Origin of the sequence: Segatella paludivivens DSM 17968 = JCM 13650 (assembly GCF_000373185.1) — a bacterium.
Taxonomy (GTDB): Bacteria; Bacteroidota; Bacteroidia; order Bacteroidales; family Bacteroidaceae; genus Prevotella; species Prevotella paludivivens.
In genome coordinates, this window is the sequence record NZ_KB890642.1 from 28,488 (window position 1) to 47,550 (window position 19,063).

General features: G+C 36.9%; 16 protein-coding genes. 13 read left to right on the top strand and 3 right to left on the bottom strand.

Annotated features, from left to right (window positions below; genetic code table 11):
- Positions 1 to 67: 67 nt before the first annotated feature.
- Both uvrA and B045_RS0106985 read left to right on the top strand, forming a co-directional pair.
- Positions 68 to 2,881 (top strand): excinuclease ABC subunit UvrA, encoded by a 2,814-nt coding sequence (uvrA, locus tag B045_RS0106980; RefSeq protein ID WP_018463559.1) that lies wholly within the window; start codon positions 68 to 70, stop codon positions 2,879 to 2,881.
- Positions 2,882 to 2,916: 35 nt separating this feature from the next.
- Entirely contained in the window at positions 2,917 to 3,774 is an 858-nt protein-coding gene (locus B045_RS0106985) for a glycosyltransferase family 2 protein (protein WP_081618611.1), read from the top strand.
- On the opposite strand, the gene B045_RS0106990 is transcribed toward B045_RS0106985, so the two are convergent.
- Positions 3,758 to 4,228: a hypothetical protein gene (locus B045_RS0106990; protein WP_025884098.1), complete on the bottom strand. Its 471-nt coding sequence runs from the start codon at positions 4,226 to 4,228 to the stop codon at positions 3,758 to 3,760. The two genes, B045_RS0106985 and B045_RS0106990, sit on opposite strands and share 17 nt — an antisense overlap.
- An 88-nt stretch (positions 4,229 to 4,316) precedes the next feature.
- Here B045_RS0106990 and B045_RS0106995 point away from each other — a divergent pair, with 88 nt between their 5' ends.
- Positions 4,317 to 5,120 (top strand): MBL fold metallo-hydrolase, encoded by an 804-nt coding sequence (locus tag B045_RS0106995; protein WP_018463562.1) that lies wholly within the window; start codon positions 4,317 to 4,319, stop codon positions 5,118 to 5,120.
- Here the strand turns inward: B045_RS0106995 and tamL are convergent.
- On the bottom strand, positions 5,117 to 7,330 hold the full coding sequence (gene tamL, locus B045_RS0107000; protein ID WP_018463563.1) for a translocation and assembly module lipoprotein TamL: 2,214 nt from the start codon (positions 7,328 to 7,330) through the stop codon (positions 5,117 to 5,119). The genes B045_RS0106995 and tamL overlap by 4 nt on opposite strands.
- Positions 7,331 to 8,775: 1,445 nt before the next feature.
- Here tamL and B045_RS0107010 point away from each other — a divergent pair.
- The 5 genes from B045_RS0107010 to rpmA all read left to right on the top strand — a co-directional run bounded on the left by B045_RS0107010 (position 8,776) and on the right by rpmA (position 12,342).
- Positions 8,776 to 9,534 (top strand): RNA methyltransferase, encoded by a 759-nt coding sequence (locus B045_RS0107010; protein ID WP_018463565.1) that lies wholly within the window; start codon positions 8,776 to 8,778, stop codon positions 9,532 to 9,534.
- A gap of 11 nt (positions 9,535 to 9,545) precedes the next feature.
- The gene (locus tag B045_RS0107015) at positions 9,546 to 10,448 is read left to right on the top strand and encodes a hypothetical protein (RefSeq protein WP_018463566.1); all 903 of its coding nucleotides are present in this window, start codon (positions 9,546 to 9,548) and stop codon (positions 10,446 to 10,448) included.
- 11 nt (positions 10,449 to 10,459) lie between these two features.
- Positions 10,460 to 11,536, top strand: a complete 1,077-nt coding sequence (gene hisB, locus B045_RS0107020) for a bifunctional histidinol-phosphatase/imidazoleglycerol-phosphate dehydratase HisB (RefSeq protein ID WP_018463567.1) — start codon at positions 10,460 to 10,462, stop codon at positions 11,534 to 11,536.
- A 183-nt stretch (positions 11,537 to 11,719) separates the two neighbouring features.
- A complete protein-coding gene (gene rplU, locus B045_RS0107025; protein WP_018463568.1) occupies positions 11,720 to 12,037 on the top strand; it encodes a 50S ribosomal protein L21 in 318 nt (105 codons plus the stop codon).
- Between the two features lie 17 nt (positions 12,038 to 12,054).
- A complete protein-coding gene (gene rpmA / locus B045_RS0107030) occupies positions 12,055 to 12,342 on the top strand; it encodes a 50S ribosomal protein L27 (protein ID WP_018463569.1) in 288 nt (95 codons plus the stop codon).
- Between the two features lie 405 nt (positions 12,343 to 12,747).
- On the opposite strand, the gene B045_RS0107035 is transcribed toward rpmA, so the two are convergent.
- Complete coding sequence (locus B045_RS0107035) at positions 12,748 to 13,137, bottom strand: DUF3127 domain-containing protein (RefSeq protein ID WP_018463570.1); 390 nt, start codon at positions 13,135 to 13,137, stop codon at positions 12,748 to 12,750.
- A gap of 199 nt (positions 13,138 to 13,336) precedes the next feature.
- On the opposite strand from B045_RS0107035, the gene dnaN reads away from it, so the two are divergent.
- From dnaN to recN, 5 genes are read left to right on the top strand one after another with little or no spacing between them, the layout of a single operon-like run.
- A complete protein-coding gene (dnaN, locus tag B045_RS0107040; RefSeq protein ID WP_018463571.1) occupies positions 13,337 to 14,458 on the top strand; it encodes a DNA polymerase III subunit beta in 1,122 nt (373 codons plus the stop codon).
- 24 nt (positions 14,459 to 14,482) lie between these two features.
- Complete coding sequence (locus B045_RS0107045; protein WP_025884093.1) at positions 14,483 to 15,337, top strand: 3'-5' exonuclease; 855 nt, start codon at positions 14,483 to 14,485, stop codon at positions 15,335 to 15,337.
- Positions 15,337 to 16,527 (top strand): bifunctional phosphopantothenoylcysteine decarboxylase/phosphopantothenate--cysteine ligase CoaBC, encoded by a 1,191-nt coding sequence (coaBC, locus tag B045_RS0107050; RefSeq protein ID WP_018463573.1) that lies wholly within the window; start codon positions 15,337 to 15,339, stop codon positions 16,525 to 16,527. Before B045_RS0107045 ends, coaBC begins: the two co-directional genes overlap by 1 nt.
- Entirely contained in the window at positions 16,502 to 17,386 is an 885-nt protein-coding gene (gene porD / locus B045_RS0107055) for a type IX secretion system protein PorD (RefSeq protein WP_018463574.1), read from the top strand. The genes coaBC and porD overlap by 26 nt, the downstream gene beginning before the upstream one ends.
- A 5-nt stretch (positions 17,387 to 17,391) precedes the next feature.
- Positions 17,392 to 19,050 (top strand): DNA repair protein RecN, encoded by a 1,659-nt coding sequence (gene recN / locus B045_RS0107060; protein ID WP_018463575.1) that lies wholly within the window; start codon positions 17,392 to 17,394, stop codon positions 19,048 to 19,050.
- Positions 19,051 to 19,063: the final 13 nt, after the last annotated feature.

The window sequence follows — 19,063 nt, forward strand, 5'->3', positions numbered from 1 at the left end:
AAGATTAGGTATATTGTCATGAAAATTAAGTAACTTTGCCGATTAAGACAAGAATAGTAAAGTTATTATGGACGAATATATTGAGATAAAAGGCGCACGCGTAAACAATTTAAAAAACGTTGCGCTTAATATCCCTCGCAATAAATTTATTACCATAACCGGAGTTTCCGGTTCGGGAAAGTCTTCGCTTGCTTTCGACACATTGTATGCCGAAGGTCAGCGAAGATACGTAGAAAGCCTTTCATCATACGCCCGACAGTTTCTGGGACGTATGAGTAAACCTGAATGCGACTTTATTAAGGGCATTCCTCCAGCAATAGCAATAGAGCAAAAGGTTATTTCACGCAATCCACGTTCTACTGTTGGAACAACTACAGAGATTTATGAATATATGCGTCTGCTATTTGCACGCATAGGACGCACTTATTCTCCTGTAAGTGGTGAAGAAGTGAAACGTCATACTCCAGAAGATGTTGTGAAATGTAGCCTTACATTTGCAAAGGGAACAAAATTCATGATACTTGCACCTCTACATGTTGTTGAAGGACGCAGCGTGGAGAAGCAACTAGAAATGTATATGAAGGAAGGTTATTCCAGAATGTACGTAAATGGTGACGTAGTAAGAATTGAGGATATTCTAACTGACGATAAACCCAAAGATATATCTGATTTATATCTTGTAATAACAAGAATGAGCGTTGATGACACGAAAGATGCCATATCAAGGCTTACAGACTCTGCTGAAACAGCATTCTATGAAGGTGACGGAATACTTAAACTAGTATTCCTTCCTGGAGATATCATTTATGAATTCTCTACTAAATTTGAAGCTGACGGCATCAAATTTGAAGAACCTAATGATAATATGTTTTCATTCAATTCACCTCTAGGCGCATGTCCTACTTGTGAAGGTTTTGGAAATGTAATTGGCATAGATGAGAAACTAGTCATAACAAATTCATCGCTCAGTGTTTATGATGGATGCGTGCAATGTTGGCATGGAGATAAAATGGGGGTTTGGAAAACTGAATTCTGTCGTCGTGCGGCAGAAGATAACTTTCCCATTTTTGAACCTTATTATAAGCTGACACAAAAGCAAAAAGATATGCTGTGGCATGGCCTGCCATGTGAAAAGAAACTTAATATAAAAGATAAGATTTGCATTGACAGTTTCTTCCAGATGGTGAAGGAAAATCAATACAAAATACAATACCGTGTGATGATGAGCAGATATAGAGGTAAAACTGTATGTCCTGACTGTCATGGAACCAAACTTAAAAAAGAGGCGAGATGGGTAAAAATCAACGGTATGAGCATCACCGACATAGTGGAAATGCCTATAACAAACTTAAAAGAATGGTTTGAAAAGCTGAAACTTGACGAGCATGATGCAGGAATAGCCAAACGCCTAATAACAGAAATAAACAACCGATTAGGATTTTTGGTTGAAGTTGGATTGGGATATCTCACACTCAACAGACAGTCAAATAGTCTAAGTGGTGGAGAAAGTCAACGTATAAACCTTACAACATCACTCGGTTCTTCACTTGTGGGTTCATTGTACATCTTAGATGAACCAAGTATCGGACTTCATAGCCGAGACACCGACAGACTAATAAAAGTATTGAAAGATCTCCAAAGTCTGGGCAACACCGTAATGGTTGTTGAGCATGATGAAGAAATCATGAGAGCATCTGACTATCTCATTGATGTTGGTCCTGATGCTGGTTCTAACGGAGGAGAAATTGTATTCGAAGGTGACACAAAAGAACTGAACGAAAAGAATAAATCTTTGGTTGAAAAATATCCACGTTCATATACAGTTAAATATCTAACAGGAGAATATTCAATCGCTACCTCAAAATCAAGACGCAGCTGGAATAAATATATAGAGCTCAAGGGAGCGCGAATGAATAACTTGAGAGGTATCGATGTTAAGATTCCACTCAACATATTCACCTGTGTAACAGGAGTTTCAGGATCTGGTAAGTCAAGTCTTATCAAAGGCATTTTATACCCTGCTCTAAAACGCCATCTTGACGAGGTTGCCGATGCTCCAGGAGAGTACACATCTCTTGAGGGTGATTGGCAAGATATTAAACATGTTGAATTTGTAGATCAAAACCCAATAGGTAAAAGCACACGCTCAAACCCTGCAACATACGTAAAAGCATACGATGCTGTGAGACAACTTTTCGCAGATCAGCCACTTGCAAAACAACAAGGATACACTCCACAATATTTTTCTTTCAATGCAGAAGGCGGTAGATGTGAGGAATGTAAAGGAGCTGGAGTTATAAACGTTGAGATGCAGTTCATGGCCGATTTGGTACTTGAATGTGAAGCATGCCACGGACAAAGGTTTAAACATGATATACTGGAAGTGAGATTCCACGAAAAGAACATTTATGACATTCTGAATATGACTGTGCTTGAAGCTATTGAATTCTTCAGCGAATACAATCAGAAGGTTATTGTAAACAGACTAAAGCCTCTTGCTGAGGTTGGACTGGGATACATTAAACTAGGACAAAATTCAAGCAGTCTTTCTGGTGGAGAAAATCAAAGAGTAAAACTAGCTTACTTCATTGGACAAGAGAAACAAGATCCGACGATGTTCATTTTTGACGAGCCAACAACAGGACTTCATTTCCATGATATCCAACGTCTGCTCGCAGCATTCAACGCATTGATAGAAAGAGGTCACACAGTAGTGGTGATTGAACATAATCTAGATGTAATTAAATGTGCAGACTATGTAATAGACCTTGGTCCTGACGGAGGAGACAAAGGTGGTAATCTTGTTTGCGAAGGTAAACCTGAAGATATTGCTGCATGTGAAGACAGCATTACTGGTAAATTTTTAAAAGACAAACTGTAAAATTTCATATTATCAAAAGCGAACTAAGCATACTCATCCCCTGCTATAACCAAATATGCGTAGAGCTGGTTAAAGCGCTTTGTACTCAATGTGAAAACATTGAAGGATTACACTACGAGATTATCGTTGCCGATGACGGAAGCAGCGATGAACATTCACGTATTGTAAATAAGGAAATTCTAGAACTTGACAATATAAAATACATTATAAGGAAAGAAAATGTTGGAAGATCAATTATAAGGAATTTCCTTGCAAAAGAAGCCTCCTACAAATGGTTGCTGTTTATAGACAGCGACATGAGCGTAGATTGTGACGAGTATGTCATTAACTATCTAGAACAAGACGATAAGTACGAAGTTGTATATGGAGGATATAGTTTAGCTTCTGGTGATAATTCCAACCTGAGATTCATTTATGAGAAGAGCGCAGAGAAAGCACATATTGCTGTAAAACGGAACTGTCATCGATATCAAGATCTACATACAGCAAATCTATTAATTTCACAAAGAGTCATACTTAGTATTCCTTTTGACGAGAGAATACGAAATTATGGATATGAAGATGTGTTACTTGGAAAAAGACTGAAAGAAAATAAAATTGAAATCCTGCATATTGATAACCCGCTGATATTGGACAATTACGAATCAAACTATGAGTATCTTGAAAAGACAAAAGAAGGGTTACAAACTTTAAAAAAGTTTTCTAATGAATTGAACGGATATTCACATATATTGGCTATTAGCAATAGGTTATCACGCTTCCATCAAAAATGGATTATCAAACTATATTGGAAATTATTCCAAAAACATTTAGAAAAGAAACTAATAGGTAAAACTCCTAATATGTCTACATTCATTATGTATAAACTGGGTTATTTTATTTCAATCTCCTAGGAACAGAGTTTAACTTCACAAGCCATTTGTCATTTTTATAAACCATATTCAATACAAATGTAGCTTTCTCTACTATATGTGACGCTGCGCCAATAGTGTCCTTTCCTAGATAGTTCTTAACATCAACTTTGACTGTTGCCAATGAATCATCGTTAAGATATGTAACCTCTCCAATCTCGCATGCTGCTCCTTCATCCATAGCTTTTAGCATATCAACATCAACCTGATGAACTTGACTAGCTTCAAATTTCAACCATTTCTCCGACTCTGGAGTTACATAACGAAGTGCTTTTTGATATTGCCAATTAAAGTAATGGCAAGAAAAAGAATCTGCATTCTCTGTTAGACTGTCTTCGCTTCCTGGATGATTGCAAGATACAAAATTTAACATCACAATAATCAACATTATTGCAAAAAATGTATTCTTTATTGTTGTTGATAGCCTAAAAATCATACTAAATTCATTAATTTAGGACAAAGGTAGCCAAATTCTTTGGTATTTTCATCTTTTCTTAATAATTTTGTAGAAAAGAAATATTATAATGCTGAAGTTTATATCGTTCGGCAGTGGAAGTAGTGGCAATTGCTACTATTTATATACAGAAACTGACGGATTACTTATTGATGCTGGAATTGGAGTGAGAACCCTGAAAAAGCATTTTAAGAACTATGGATTACAAATGACGAGTATACATCATTTGCTTATAACTCATGACCATGCTGACCACATTAAATCAGTAGGCAGTATAAGTAATGATTACAGCGTCAGCGTGTATACAACCAACTCTGTGCATAATGGAATTGAGAATAATTACTGCGTTAGAAAAAAGATAAACAATGGCTGTGTAAAAGTCATTGAAAAGGATAAGACTTTCCAACTTGGAGATTTTAAAATAACGCCTTTTGAAGTTCCTCATGACAGCTCTGATAACGTAGGATATAAGATCGAACATGACGGAATAATATTCGTCTTGATGACTGATATCGGGCATATTACTGATGACATGCATAAATACATCGGTGAAGCTAATTATCTTGTTATAGAAGCAAACCATGATGAGGAGATGCTTAGCAATGGACCTTATCCAGCACATCTTAAAGTCAGAATTTTAGGACCAAACGGTCACCTGAGCAATTCTGAATGCGGTAATGCATTAGCAGAATATGCAACTCCAGAACTGAAACATGTTTGGCTATGCCATTTAAGCGAAGAAAACAATCATCCTGTATTAGCACAAAAGACGATTGAAACCACTCTTAGAGCTCATGGAATTGTAGCTGGAGTAGACTTTAAATTGGAAGTACTTAAACGCAAGATTCCAAGTGAGATTTATAATCTCATTTAGAATGGCAATCCCACTGCAAAATGGAAATCAAAATCCCTGCTTAAATTCGGATGGAATATAGCATAATGTTCTTTTTCGGTTTCATAAGCAGGGTTTATAGCTTTCATAGCCATGTCAAACCTTAGTATAAAATAGCTGAAATTTAATCGCAACCCCACTCCATAAGCCATTGCTATTTGCTTATAGAACTCGTTTATTTTAAATTGTCCTCCCGGCTGTTCCTCGTAATTGCGCAGAGTCCAAATATTACCCGCATCAACAAATGCAGCACCATCAAACTTCCAGAATAAAGATGTTCGATATTCCAAGTTCATATCCAGCTTCATATCACCAGTTTGATTAATAAAGTCAATTCTTCCGTCAGTACCTTTGAAACTTCCTGGACCTAACTCTCTCACACTCCATCCTCTAACACTATTTGCACCGCCTGAGAAATATCGCTTTTCAAAAGGCAATATCGTACTGTTTCCATAAGGCCATGCTATACCAAAACCAAGATGCATTGCTAAAGAATTGCTATTATCAAATCTCAACAAGTGAGTAAAGTCGAAGTCAAATTTAGCATATTGTGCATAGGCTATATTGAATAAGGTGTATTGTCCGTTGCTATTTTTCTTAAAGTCAAAGGCTCTTGACAGTCCATTAAGTATGTTACCAGCAGTCTCAACATTTGCCCTTACTACATTTATACCGTCATTGTAAGTAAGACCGGCACCAATCTTCATGATAAACAAATCTTCATAGTTGTATCTAAGTATGGCATTTCGATTGCTCACACTATCAAGATAATCATGCTTAAACGTGGCACTTATCCATGGCATGTACACATAGTTAAGATCCAGAAGGTCAACACGATATGAAAGATGGTGACGAGGTTCGCTCCATTTATATCGCCATGCAGCAGAGAATATCCGTCTGTGGAATTCAGGGCGATTTTGTAGATTGTAATTCAACGACAATTCTGATGTTGCATTAGTGCGCTGCTTAAATGCATTTGACAGGAAAGGAGCAAGATATCTAGGAAACTGAAGTTTGCTCTCTATATTATATTCCTCATAATTCTGATTTTGATAACCATCCAAACCCTTTATGGCTTCAAAAGCACCACGCAACTGAATACTGAATAATTCCGAACCTCTAAAAAGATTTCTATTCTCCCACGTCAAACTTGCTGCAGCACCTAAATCACCGGCAGTATTAGTTCCTTCTGGTTGGAAAGACAACGTGTTTGGCTTATTCGTACTCAACTGTATATCACAGTCCAGCAATGTTGTATCAGGATGTTCACGAAAACTTATATTCGTAAATCTTACAGCCTGTAGCCTAGCAAACTTATTATATGTGTTTTGCAATGCGCTACTTTTATACGGTTTTCCTTCTTCCAAAGCCGTAGAATAACGAAGAACACTATTTCTTAGGTGGATCCTTACTGTATCACCGCTAAGAAAATTGATTTTATTTATCGTATAACATGGGTGAAGAGTATCGGGAGAGGCACTAGTGACACGGTAAGGCAAAAGATGTAATACTAGATTTATGTCTTTACTATTTCTAGCAGAATCGGCACTGAATATTATATAATCCTTATGAAATTTATAATATCCATTATCAAGAAGGAAACTTGTTATATTCTTTCGCTCTGCATTCAATTCATCTACAGTAAACCGACTTCCGCTCGTAAGTCTTGCCTTAAATGGACTGCGCATATTCTTGTTAGCAAGCAGTTTAGCTATCACGCTATCCTTGATATCATATTTTATCGAACTGATATAATATGGCTCTCCAGGATGCAGCAGATAAATAGCTTTTATTTTATGTCCCCTGATCTTTGTCTTAATCTGTGCTGTAGCGTGCATATATCCCATGTTACGCATGGCTGTTGTCAAATCATTAACAGAACGATCAGCCATGATAGTATCATAGACAACAGGTTTTTCACCAATATTTTTTAATGTTCTATTTAGCCATTTAGCAGAATCTCTTCCTGCCAAAGAGTAAGTTCCAAGAGGTATTTTAAATATTGAAAACCATTTAGAGTTAGCTTTCTGACGCACGTACGCCTGAAGCATGACTGGATTTAGTTCTTTATTGTCTGATTCCACTTTCACACTTTCAAGCAAATACTTATTCTCAGGTACGAACTTAGAAGCATTACACGACATTAAAAGAACTATTGCCGATATATATATTAAAAATTTAATTTTATTCATTTATCATTATTTACATGCAAACAAAGGCAAATAAATCAAATGTTTTGCCATGTGCAACCTTATCTTATGCAAAGATAGTGCAAGCAAAACACATTACAAAATAAAAAATGATTTTTATAGCTAATTCTCAAGAATTTAACGTCTAAACTCTCTCATAAAAACCGTACTTCTTATTAATTTTCTACATATAGTCTACAAAAAGCCAAGCGTCTTATTAGGGTTTTAAATCAAGATGTAAAGACAGCAACTAGAAAAAAGTTTTTTTAATGCCACTAATGTCATAATGTCACAAACCCTTTGTTTATAAGGGCTGAGCCAGTGATATTAAGTGACATTATCGGTATAAAAGTGGCATTATACCCTAAAGCACACCTGTTTTTTGCGTTTTTTTCGCAATTATGCTATTTACATAATACGTATTTATGATAATAAAGTTTTGGTTCTTCGTCAATTTAGGGGGGGTGATATTCTCAACAAACGTATTCCGACTAGAGAAAATTCGCGAAATAAAGCATAGTGATAAGGCCCTTATCACTATGCAGTTTACGAAGAAGTAGGAAGTGATAAAGGCCTTATCACTATGCGTTTCATTTGCTTAATAATATTTTCAGTCTTGCAATCAAAAGTTTCCATATTCTATATAAGGGAAAATTGTGCTTATAGAAGACCTTATGTTGTGATGATACAAAACCAGCTTGAATTACGCTCTATTTTACGTTTTATCGTTATAACGGCTATTAATTACGTAGCTCGAACATAGCTTACCGTAGCTAATATCTTTGTTTCTATTTTCAACAATGCCTGTAAACAAGGGACTTTCAAGCATAAACGTAGCTGCGTAGCTATTTATTTAAAAACGCTTAGAGAGGAATTCTGTACTTAAGTACATGTTATATTATGACAATTGAAAGGAAATCAACGAGATGTGTTACTTCTTAAGGATATATTACTGTAGTTCTAATTCCGCCAATACGTTTGCTTTATATTTTCGAAGGATGGTGTTTATATAAAGGAAAGCCTGCTAGCATAATTTACAAAAAAGCGCAAAATATTGGTGTGATTTCAATTATATCGTCACTTTTACCCCAAGATCGTCACTGAATCATCACTCCAAAATGCCGATAAACAGGGGGGGGGAAGTTATGAAGTGACGATTATTTCATCAAAAAACTTTTTGCTGTTAGCGTTGTTTTGGCGTTACCAAATATTATCTAATACTTTGACTTTGATCTTCAAGACATCATTCCATCAATCTAATTTCTTGAAAAGATCTATTTTTATTCAAACTATATATCAAGAAATCATTACATTATTTATACTATTTATAGTCAGAATTTTAATGCAAAGAAATACTAAATATTACTCTGAGAATAAAAACATAACTAACAACAAAATAAAATACGAAGTTTTTTAATTTCTCAATATTAATTATTACTTTTGCAAGTATGATTAGCAAAGCTAAAATAAAATATATCAAATCTCTTCAACACAAGAAGATAAGAAACAGCGAAGGTGTATTTGTAGCTGAGGGTCACAAAGTTGTAGGCGACCTACTGACAAAATACCAAGCTAAAATTATTGTGGCTACAAGTGAATGGATTAAGACAAACAATAATATTAATTCTGACGAAATAATAGAAGTTACAGAAGACGAACTTTCACGAGTTAGTTTTTTGCAGCATCCTCAAATGGTACTTGCCATATTTAAATTGTTTGAATACGATGCACCCATCATAAAAGATAATGACGAAACATTATATATTGCTCTTGATGGAGTGCAGGACCCTGGCAACCTAGGAACAATCATTCGCATTGCAGACTGGTTTGGCATTACTGATATTTATTGCAGCAATGACACCGCCGACATATATAATCCAAAAGTTGTACAAGCAACAATGGGAAGTATTGCAAGAGTAAAACTTCATTATACAGACCTAAACAAGTTCATTGGCTCTCTCCCACCCAACTATCCTGTTTACGGCACGTTGCTAGAAGGAACAGATATTTATAAAGAGGAACTTTCAAAAAATGGTATAATCGTTATGGGAAATGAAGGAAACGGTATATCGCCTGAAATAAGAAAGATGATTAGTCGCAAACTACTCATCCCTAATTACCCTACAGGAAGAGAAACTGCAGAATCCCTTAACGTAGCAATTGCCACGGCTGTGACATGTGCTGAATTCAGACGTAGAATGATCTAAAATTAATCAATATGGAAAATAATTTATATAAAAGTCGCAGCATCTATGGATGCGTAAAGGATGCATTCAACTTATTGAACCTTAATATCCTGACGATATTAAAAAAGACATGGATGCCAGCTATTGCACTTGCAGTAATCTCCACTATATATATATTAGGTTGCAAAAATGTTATGATTGCTAATCTAAGCGGACAGAAACTCAGTTACTGGATATTACTGGGATTTATACTTCTTGCAGTATGTGAGACGATGGCTCAATCATGGCTTATGGGCAAAACATATACATTGCTAAACACAAATTCGTTTAAAGAGAATTTAAGAAAGGCTCTATTTATTACACTCACAAACCTATTCCTAACCATAGTAATCATCTCAATCTCCTTTTATTCAGGGGGAACAGCGATTGCTATTTTTGTTTCAAAGCACGTTTTCAGTCCTGAAAAAGCGATGTCTATATCTTTGATCATACAACTCGCAATTATGATAATCGGATGCATATTTATATTGCCATTTATATTTTCTACTACAAAATATATCATGGGAAAGGATACGAAATTCGTAAATATCATAGGCAAAGATTATCACACAGGAATAAAGCATTTGGGATTTATTCTGATAGGACAGATTATAACAATGCTTTTTTACATGGTAATAATGATTGTTGTATCTTTACCATTTATGATAATCTTTAACTCATACCTTTTCAATCAAATGGGTATTATGAATGGTGATTCTGACGGAATGCCTTCATATTTAACGTTTCTTCTGATTGTGGTATCACTCTTGACAACATTCTTGTACACCTACATATTTGTTTACTTCTACATTTTCTGTTATTATATCTATGGTGCAATAACACAACAGGAAAAGGAAAAAGCGGATATAAAAATGAAAATAGACAAATACGAATAATTTAAATAGAGATGAAAAAGCAGAAAATATTATTCATTGACCGTGACGGAACTCTTATTGAGGAACCAGCTGATGAGCAGATTGATTCTTTTGAAAAGCTGAAGTTCACAAAAGGGGTGTTTAAGAACCTTGAATTTATACGCAGGAATTTAGATTTCCGCTTCGTTATGGTAAGCAACCAAGACGGACTGGGAACAAAATCATTCCCGGAAGATACCTTTTGGCCTGTACATAATTTTATTATCCAAACTTTGGAAGGCGAAGGCATTACTTTCGACGATCAACTGATTGACCGTCATTTTCCAGAGGACAATTCTCCTATGAGAAAACCTGACACAGGAATGTTAAAGGAATACTTAAGCAATCCAGCTTATAATATTGAAGGAAGTTTTGTTATCGGCGATAGAGAAACAGATGCTAAACTAGCTGAAAACATCGGTTGCAAAGCTCTTATCTTAGGACAAGATGGTATTACTTGGGATAAGATAGCCGAGATTCTGTTTGCCGGAGAAAGGATTGCAGAGTCACGGCGTACAACAAAGGAAACAGATATCTACGTAAAGATTAATCTTGACGGAACAGGTAAATGCGACATATCAACAGGTTTGGGATTCTTTGACCACATGCTTGAACAAATAGGCAAACATGGAATGATGGATTTGACAATTCACACCAAAGGAGATCTGAACGTTGACGAGCATCATACTATTGAAGATACAGCGATAACACTTGGCGAGTGCATACTCAGAGCACTAGGCGACAAGAGAGGTATTGAAAGATATGGCTATTGCCTACCGATGGATGACTGCCTTTGCCAAGTAGCACTTGACTTTGGAGGACGCCCTTGGCTTGTATGGGACGCAAAATTCAACCGCGAGAAAATCGGAGAAATGCCAACTGAAATGTTTCTGCATTTCTTCAAAAGTCTAAGCGATGCAGCGCAGATGAATCTTAACATAAAGGCTGAAGGCACAAACGAACACCATAAAATAGAAGGTATCTTTAAAGCATTGGCACGCTCGTTGAAGATGGCTGTAAAGCGTGATATCTATCATTATGAACTTCCTTCAACAAAGGGAAAGTTATAGTATCACCACTAAATAGATATATAAAAAGTTAACGGGCGTTAAATAGATAATATTTATCATTTCACAAACAGTGGATATGAATAAAATTAAGTAACTTTGCGCCCGATTTAGTCCGTTTTAGGCTCAAATAAGTGTTGACATTAGTCATCCGCCTAGCGGAGAAACCCGTTTAATAAATAAACAATGTACGCAATCGTAGAGATTAACGGTCAGCAGTTTAAAGCTGAAGAAGGCATGAAACTCTTTGTGCACCACATCAAGGATGCAGAAGAGGGCAAGACTGTTGAATTTGACAAGGTTCTGCTCGTAGACAAAGACGGAGCAGTTACAGTCGGTGCACCAACAGTTGAAGGTGCAAAAGTTGTAGTTGAAGTTGTGAACCCACTCGTTAAGGGTGACAAGGTAATCGTTTTCAAGATGAAACGCCGTAAGGATTTCCGCAAGAAGAATGGTCACCGCGCACAATTCACAGAGGTAACAGTAAAATCAATTAACGCTTAAAATCAGGAGGACAAAACATGGCACATAAGAAAGGTGTAGGTAGTTCTAAGAACGGACGTGACTCAGCTTCACAGAGATTAGGCGTAAAAATTTGGGGTGGTCAGAAAGTTATCGCAGGTAACATCATCATCCGTCAGCGTGGTAACAAGCACTTCGCAGGCGAGAACGTTGCTCAGGGTAAAGATGACACTCTCTATGCTCTTACAGATGGTCTAGTATACTTCCATAAGGGCAAGAAGGACAAGAGTACAGTTTCTGTTCTCTCACCTGAAGTTTACGCAGCTAAAACTAAGGTTGAAGCTTAAATAATTAAACACTTATTCCAAACAAACATAGAATGCCAGCTCCTTTTGAGTTGGCATTTCTTCGTTATAATAAAATGAAAACTTATTAACTACCACATTATATATGCTTTTATTGATACAGCTCAAAAAACATAGCGTTATAAAAGCAAGCGCAATAAGCGCCAAAGGAAATTTAAAATATATCAGATTCAAGTGAATAATGCAATTACTTAGAGCTATTATATAAATCTACATTAGAACTAAAGCACCGTAAACCCAAGCATTCTTAAAATTTAACATATTAACACAAGCCCACATTTTGGCTTATAACAAAAATAAAAGGATTGCGAAATAATATCACAATCCTTTTGTTTTTATAGCAAAATACTGATATTATTATCAGCATTCACAACAAATTCACACTAATTAGAATGGAAGATCATCAGCACTCTCTCCACCGTCAGCATTCTGTGCTGGAGGGAATGGAGCCTGAGCTGATGGAGCTGCATTGAAAGCAGCAGGAGCTGCACCTGCGCCCAAAGTGGCTGGATCAATCTGACGAACGTCAAAAGCACGAATACTGTTAAACCAACGGCCATTATACTCATGTGCATCAATATCAAAAGATACCGATACTTCCTGACCTACCTGAATATTGAAACGCTGCAAACGCTCTGCACCAAAGACAGAGAACACCATCTTATGAGGATATGATTCATGAGTTTCAATGACGAAATCCTGTGATTTCCATTCTCCACGGCTAGAAACACCAGTACGCTCTGTTAGAGCTACAATTACCTTACCTTGTAATTCCATAATTTAAATATATTATTTTTAAGTATACTTTATGACGACGTGAAAGTTTTTACAATCCCACTTCAGTTTGCGAAATTAATAAAATAGTTCTAATAAATGAAATTTTTTATGCGTTTTTTTTGTTTTAAACAATGGTTTTTAGTATTTTTGTAATCTGAAAATATAATATCAGAACAATAACGAATAAAAGAAAATAATAATGAGATTCACATTATCAAGCGGAACACTTAACGCACGTCTACAATCACTTTCAAAAGTGATTAATAGCAAGAATTCTATTCCAATTCTTGACAGCTTCCTTTTCGAAGTAAGTAACAGTGAACTAAAAATAACTGCATCTGACAACGAGAATGTTATGACATCATCCGTTACACTTGACGAGTGTGATGGTGAAGGGAGTTTTGCAGTACCAAACCGTACGATTCTTGACGCTGTAAAAGAGCTTCCAGAGCAGCCACTGGCATTTGATGTAGATACAGAGGCACTTACCATAAAGATTCTCTATCAGAACGGTATGTATAACTTCACTGCACAGAATGCTGATGAATATCCACATACACAGACAGTTCCTGATAGTGCAACAATTATAACTCTGGAATCAACATCACTCATTAACAATATCACACGTTCATTATTCGCTACTGCTCAGGATGAGCTAAGACCCGTAATGAATGGTATATACTTTGATCTTACAACAGACTATCTGGCTATTGTAGCAACAGACGGCCACAAGCTTGTACGCAATCAAAACTTTAATATTAAGAGTGAGACTGCAGCATCTTTCATCTTGCCTAAGAAGCCTGCAACATTGCTAAAGAATGTACTTAGCAAAGACGGAAGCGATGTAGTTATCAAATTTGATGATCGTTGCGCAGAGATTAAATTCACAGACGGACAATTGTCTTGCCGCCTGATTGAAGGTAATTATCCTAACTATAACAGCGTAATTCCTGAAAATCCAAACAACATGAGCATTGACCGCAAAAGCCTTATCGGAGCACTTCGCCGTGTACTTCCGTTTGCAAGCGAAAGCAGTCAGTTGATACGTTTTCACATCGAGGCAGGAAAGTTGGAAGTTTCTTCAGAAGATATAGACTTCGCTACAAGCGCAAAGGAACAAATCACATGCGAATACAGCAGTCAACCAATAAACATCGGTTTCAAGGGTAGTTCTTTACAAGAAATACTTACCAATATCGAAAGCGACGAAGTTATCTTCCAGTTGGCAGACCCTAGCAGAGCAGGAGTTATAGTACCAGCAGAGCAGCCTGAGAATGAAAACATCCTCACACTGATTATGCCAATGTTGCTGAACGACTAGTTATCAATTTAAAATAAATATATCTTGAAACTAAATATTACAAAGCCCTTGATAGTCTTCGATTTAGAGACTACGGGGCTTGATATTGTAAACGACAGAATAATACAGCTATCATATATAAAGGTTAATCCTGATGGTAGTGAGGATAGAGGCGATTATTTAGTAAATCCAAAGAAGCACATTCCTAATGAGGTTGTTGCATTGACTGGGATTGACGATGAGAAGGTTAAGGACTCTCCTACTTTCAAGGAACTATCATCTGAATTAAGCGAAAAATTCAAAGGATGCGACTTTGCCGGATTTAATTCAAATAGATTTGACGTTCCAATGCTTGCTGAGGAATTTTTGCGTGCAGGTATTGACTATGACTTCTCTAAGAGCAGACTCATCGACGCACAGACAATATTCCACAAGATGGAAAAGCGCAATCTAGCGGCTGCATACAAATTCTATTGCGGACACAAGATGGAAGACGATTTCGAAGCTCATCGTGCTGACCAAGATACAGAAGCAACATATCGTGTGCTTATGGGAGAACTTGAGATGTACACAGCTGAGAATCAGGAAGAGCCAGAAAGAGTTTTGCCTAACGACATGGACTACCTTGCGGATTTCTCAAAACAAAACGACAATGTAGACTTTGCAGGAAGAGTTGTATGGAAGCCAATAACAGATAAGGACGGCAATCCACTTACCGACAAACAGGGTAATCCACAAAAGCAGGAGGTATTCAATTTCGGAAAGTACAAGGATATGCCTGTTGCTGAGGTGTTAAAAAAAGATCCTGGATATTACTCTTGGATGCTTGGAGCAGACTTCCCTAACAATACCAAACAGATTCTTACTCGTATCAGATTAAGAGAATTCAATAATAGATAATGCTAAAAGGGAAAAAAATAGTATTAGGAATTACGGGTTCAATAGCAGCCTACAAATCGTGCCTCATCATTCGCGAACTAATTAAACGCGGTGCTGAGGTACAAGTTGTTATTACCCCTGACGGAAAAGAATTTATCACACCGATAACACTTTCCGCTCTTACACATAAACCAGTGATAAGTGAATTTTTCTCACAACGTGACGGCACGTGGAATTCACATGTTGACCTTGGTTTATGGGCTGACGCGATGCTTATTGCCCCATGCACGGCAAGCAGCATCGGAAAAATGGCAAACGGAATAGCTGACAACATGCTTATTACAACATATCTTAGCATGAAAGCTCCTGTTTTCATTGCTCCAGCAATGGACCTAGATATGTATAAGCATCCGTCAACACAAGCCAATATTGAAAAGCTGAAAGAGTACGGAAACTATATCATCGAACCTGCTAGCGGATACTTGGCTAGCGGACTTGAAGGTAAGGGACGCATGGAAGACCCTGAAAAAATAGTGAAAACTCTTAACCGCCAATTCTATCATAAAGATCTTAAAGGCAAACAGATAATGATTACTGCCGGACCAACATACGAGAAAATAGATCCAGTAAGATTCATAGGAAACTATTCTAGTGGTAAAATGGGATTTGCCATTGCTGAAGAATGCTATCAACGTGGTGCTGACGTGACACTTATAGCAGGTCCTGTGTCTATGAAATGCTCTGACGGAATAAATAGAATTGATGTTGAGAGCAGTGAAAGCATGTATAACGAAGCCACAAAAGCTTTTAGCGACTGTGACGCAGCAATACTATGCGCAGCTGTTGCTGACTTCAAACCAGAAAACATTGCAGACAAGAAGATAAAGCGAGAGAAGGATGACTTGATTATCCAACTAAAGCCAACTCATGATATAGCAGCATCTCTTGGCAAGATAAAGACCGATAAACAGAAAATCGTAGCATTCGCATTGGAGACAAACGATGAGGAGATAAATGCCAAACATAAGTTGGAAAAGAAGAACGCAGACTTCATTGTACTGAATTCAACAAGAATACCTGATACAACGTTCCGCAGTGACAAAAATCAGATAACCATTATCAGTAAGGATGGGAAAAAGGAATATGACAAAAAGCCTAAATCTGAAGTTGCGACTGATATCATTGATGAGTTGGCTTCTATTATGCAGTAATGCAGCCAACGCTCAAGAACTTCAGGCAACTATAAACATCAACCATTCGCAAATTCAAGGTACTGATAATTCTGTATTCGACAATTTACGAAACACGCTGTCACAATTTATGAATGATAGGAAATGGACGAATCTCCAATTCCAGAAAAACGAGCGCATAGCATGCAGTTTCAATATTACCGTCACAAAATATGACAGAGCGACTAATATGTTTACATGCAAGGCTATCATACAAGCCAATCGTCCTGTATATAATTCTGCATACAACACAACACTATACAATAATACAGACAACGACTTCAACTTTGAGTTTACAGAATTCAATCAACTTGAATTCAATGACGAAAGTGTTGATAATCAACTAACAGCACTTTGCGCCTACTACGCATATCTGATAATAGGAATTGATATTGATTCATTTTCACCTATGGGTGGTGAGGATATATTACAACGGTGCATGAACGTAGCCAACAACTCACAGAATCTTAACTATACCGGATGGAAGAGTTTTGATGACAGCAAAAACAGATATGCCATAATAAATGATTATATTGACGAGGGAATGAAACCATTCCGTCAACTGCAATATGATTATTATAGAAACGGAATGGATGAGATGGCTCAAAATCCAGAAAAAGGCAGAGTGAACATATCTGCAGCAATAGAAAGCGACCTTAAAACAGCTCATGAGGCACGACCAATGAGTATGTTACCGCAGATATGGACTGATTATAAAAAAGACGAACTGGCAAGCATTTACAATGGTAAAGGAACGCAGAATGAAAAAGAAAAGATATATGAGATCCTATTTGGAATAAATGCAAGCCAAAATAACTCTTGGAACAAAATTAAAAATTAGCAATCATGTTAAGACAGCTTTACATAAGAAATTTCACATTGATAGACGAATTGAATATTGCATTCAATTCCGGCTTTTCAGTGATTACTGGTGAAACTGGTGCAGGAAAGAGTATCATACTTGGAGCTATCGGTTTACTGCTTGGACAAAGGGCTGACCTGAAGGTTATTAAATCTGGAAAAGACAAGTGCGTCATTGAAGCTCACTTTGACCTTAGCAAATATGATATGGACTCTTTTTTCACTAATAACGATATTGACTATGAACCACAAGACTGCATCATTAGAAGGGAAATAAACAAGAATGGCAAAAGCCGTGCCTTCATTAATGATACTCCTGTTCAGCTGACAATGATACGTGAACTTGGAGAAATGCTTGTAGATATCCATAGTCAACACCAAAACCTATTATTGCAAAAAGAAGACTTTCAACTGAATGTGGTTGATATTATAGCCAACGACAATAAGGAACTGAAAGATTACAGAAACTGTTTTGCCAAATATCACCAAGCAATAAAAGAACTTGAAAAGATTAAAGAAAGTATTGCTCAAAGTCGTGATAATGAAGAGTTTATGAGATTTCAGTTCGACGAAATAAATAAGGCACAACTTACAGACGGAGAACAGGAAACGATAGAACAGGACACAGAGCAACTGAGTCATTCTGAGGAAATTAAGGAGGCTTTATACGATAGTGACAATGCTCTTATGGCAGAAACAAACGGAGCCGTCGAACAAGTAAAGATTGCCGCTTCAAGACTGCAAAGTATTGAGAACGTATTTCAAAACGCTAAAGAACTTGCAGAACGATTATCCAACTGCCACATAGAACTGAAAGATATAGCACAGGAGATTAGTCGCGATGTTGAGAATGTGGACTTTGATCCAGACAGATTGAATAATCTCACTCAAAGACTAGACTACATATACTCTCTTGAGCAAAAGTTCCGTGTAAACACTATTGCAGAATTACTGTCTATACGTGACGATTTGCAAGTTAAGTTAGAGAATATAGACAACTCTGATGACACGATAAAAGAGACACAACAGAAAGTTGATGCACTTAAAAATGAATGTATCAGCAAGGCTGAGAAACTTACAAAGCTGCGCAGTGAATCAGCTAAGAAAGTTGAAAAGGAAATGTCTAGTCGACTTATACCTTTAGGAATACCAAACGTACGTTTCCAGATTGAACTTATAAATAAAGAACTGTCAGAAGACGGAGCAGACAAGATTTCGTTCTTGTTCAGCGCAAATAAGAGCACCCCACTCCAACCGGTTAGTCAAGTTGCATCTGGCGGTGAAATTGCACGTGTAATGCTGTCACTGAAGGCAATGATAAGTGGTGTAGTAAAATTACCAACAATCATATTCGATGAGATTGATACTGGTGTGAGCGGTAGAGTTGCCGAGATGATGGCACAAATAATGCAGGAAATGGGAAACAATGAGCGACAAGTAATAAGCATCACTCACCTTCCACAGATTGCCGCATTAGGTTCTACTCACTATAAGGTTGAAAAAGAAGAAACTGCTGACGGGACAATAAGTACGATGCGCATGTTAAACAACGAGGAACGCATAAAAGAGATTGCCCAGATGCTGAGCGGAAGTAACATATCAGAAGAGGCCATAAACAATGCAAGGGCTCTTCTTAAACTATAAATAAAAAATAAAA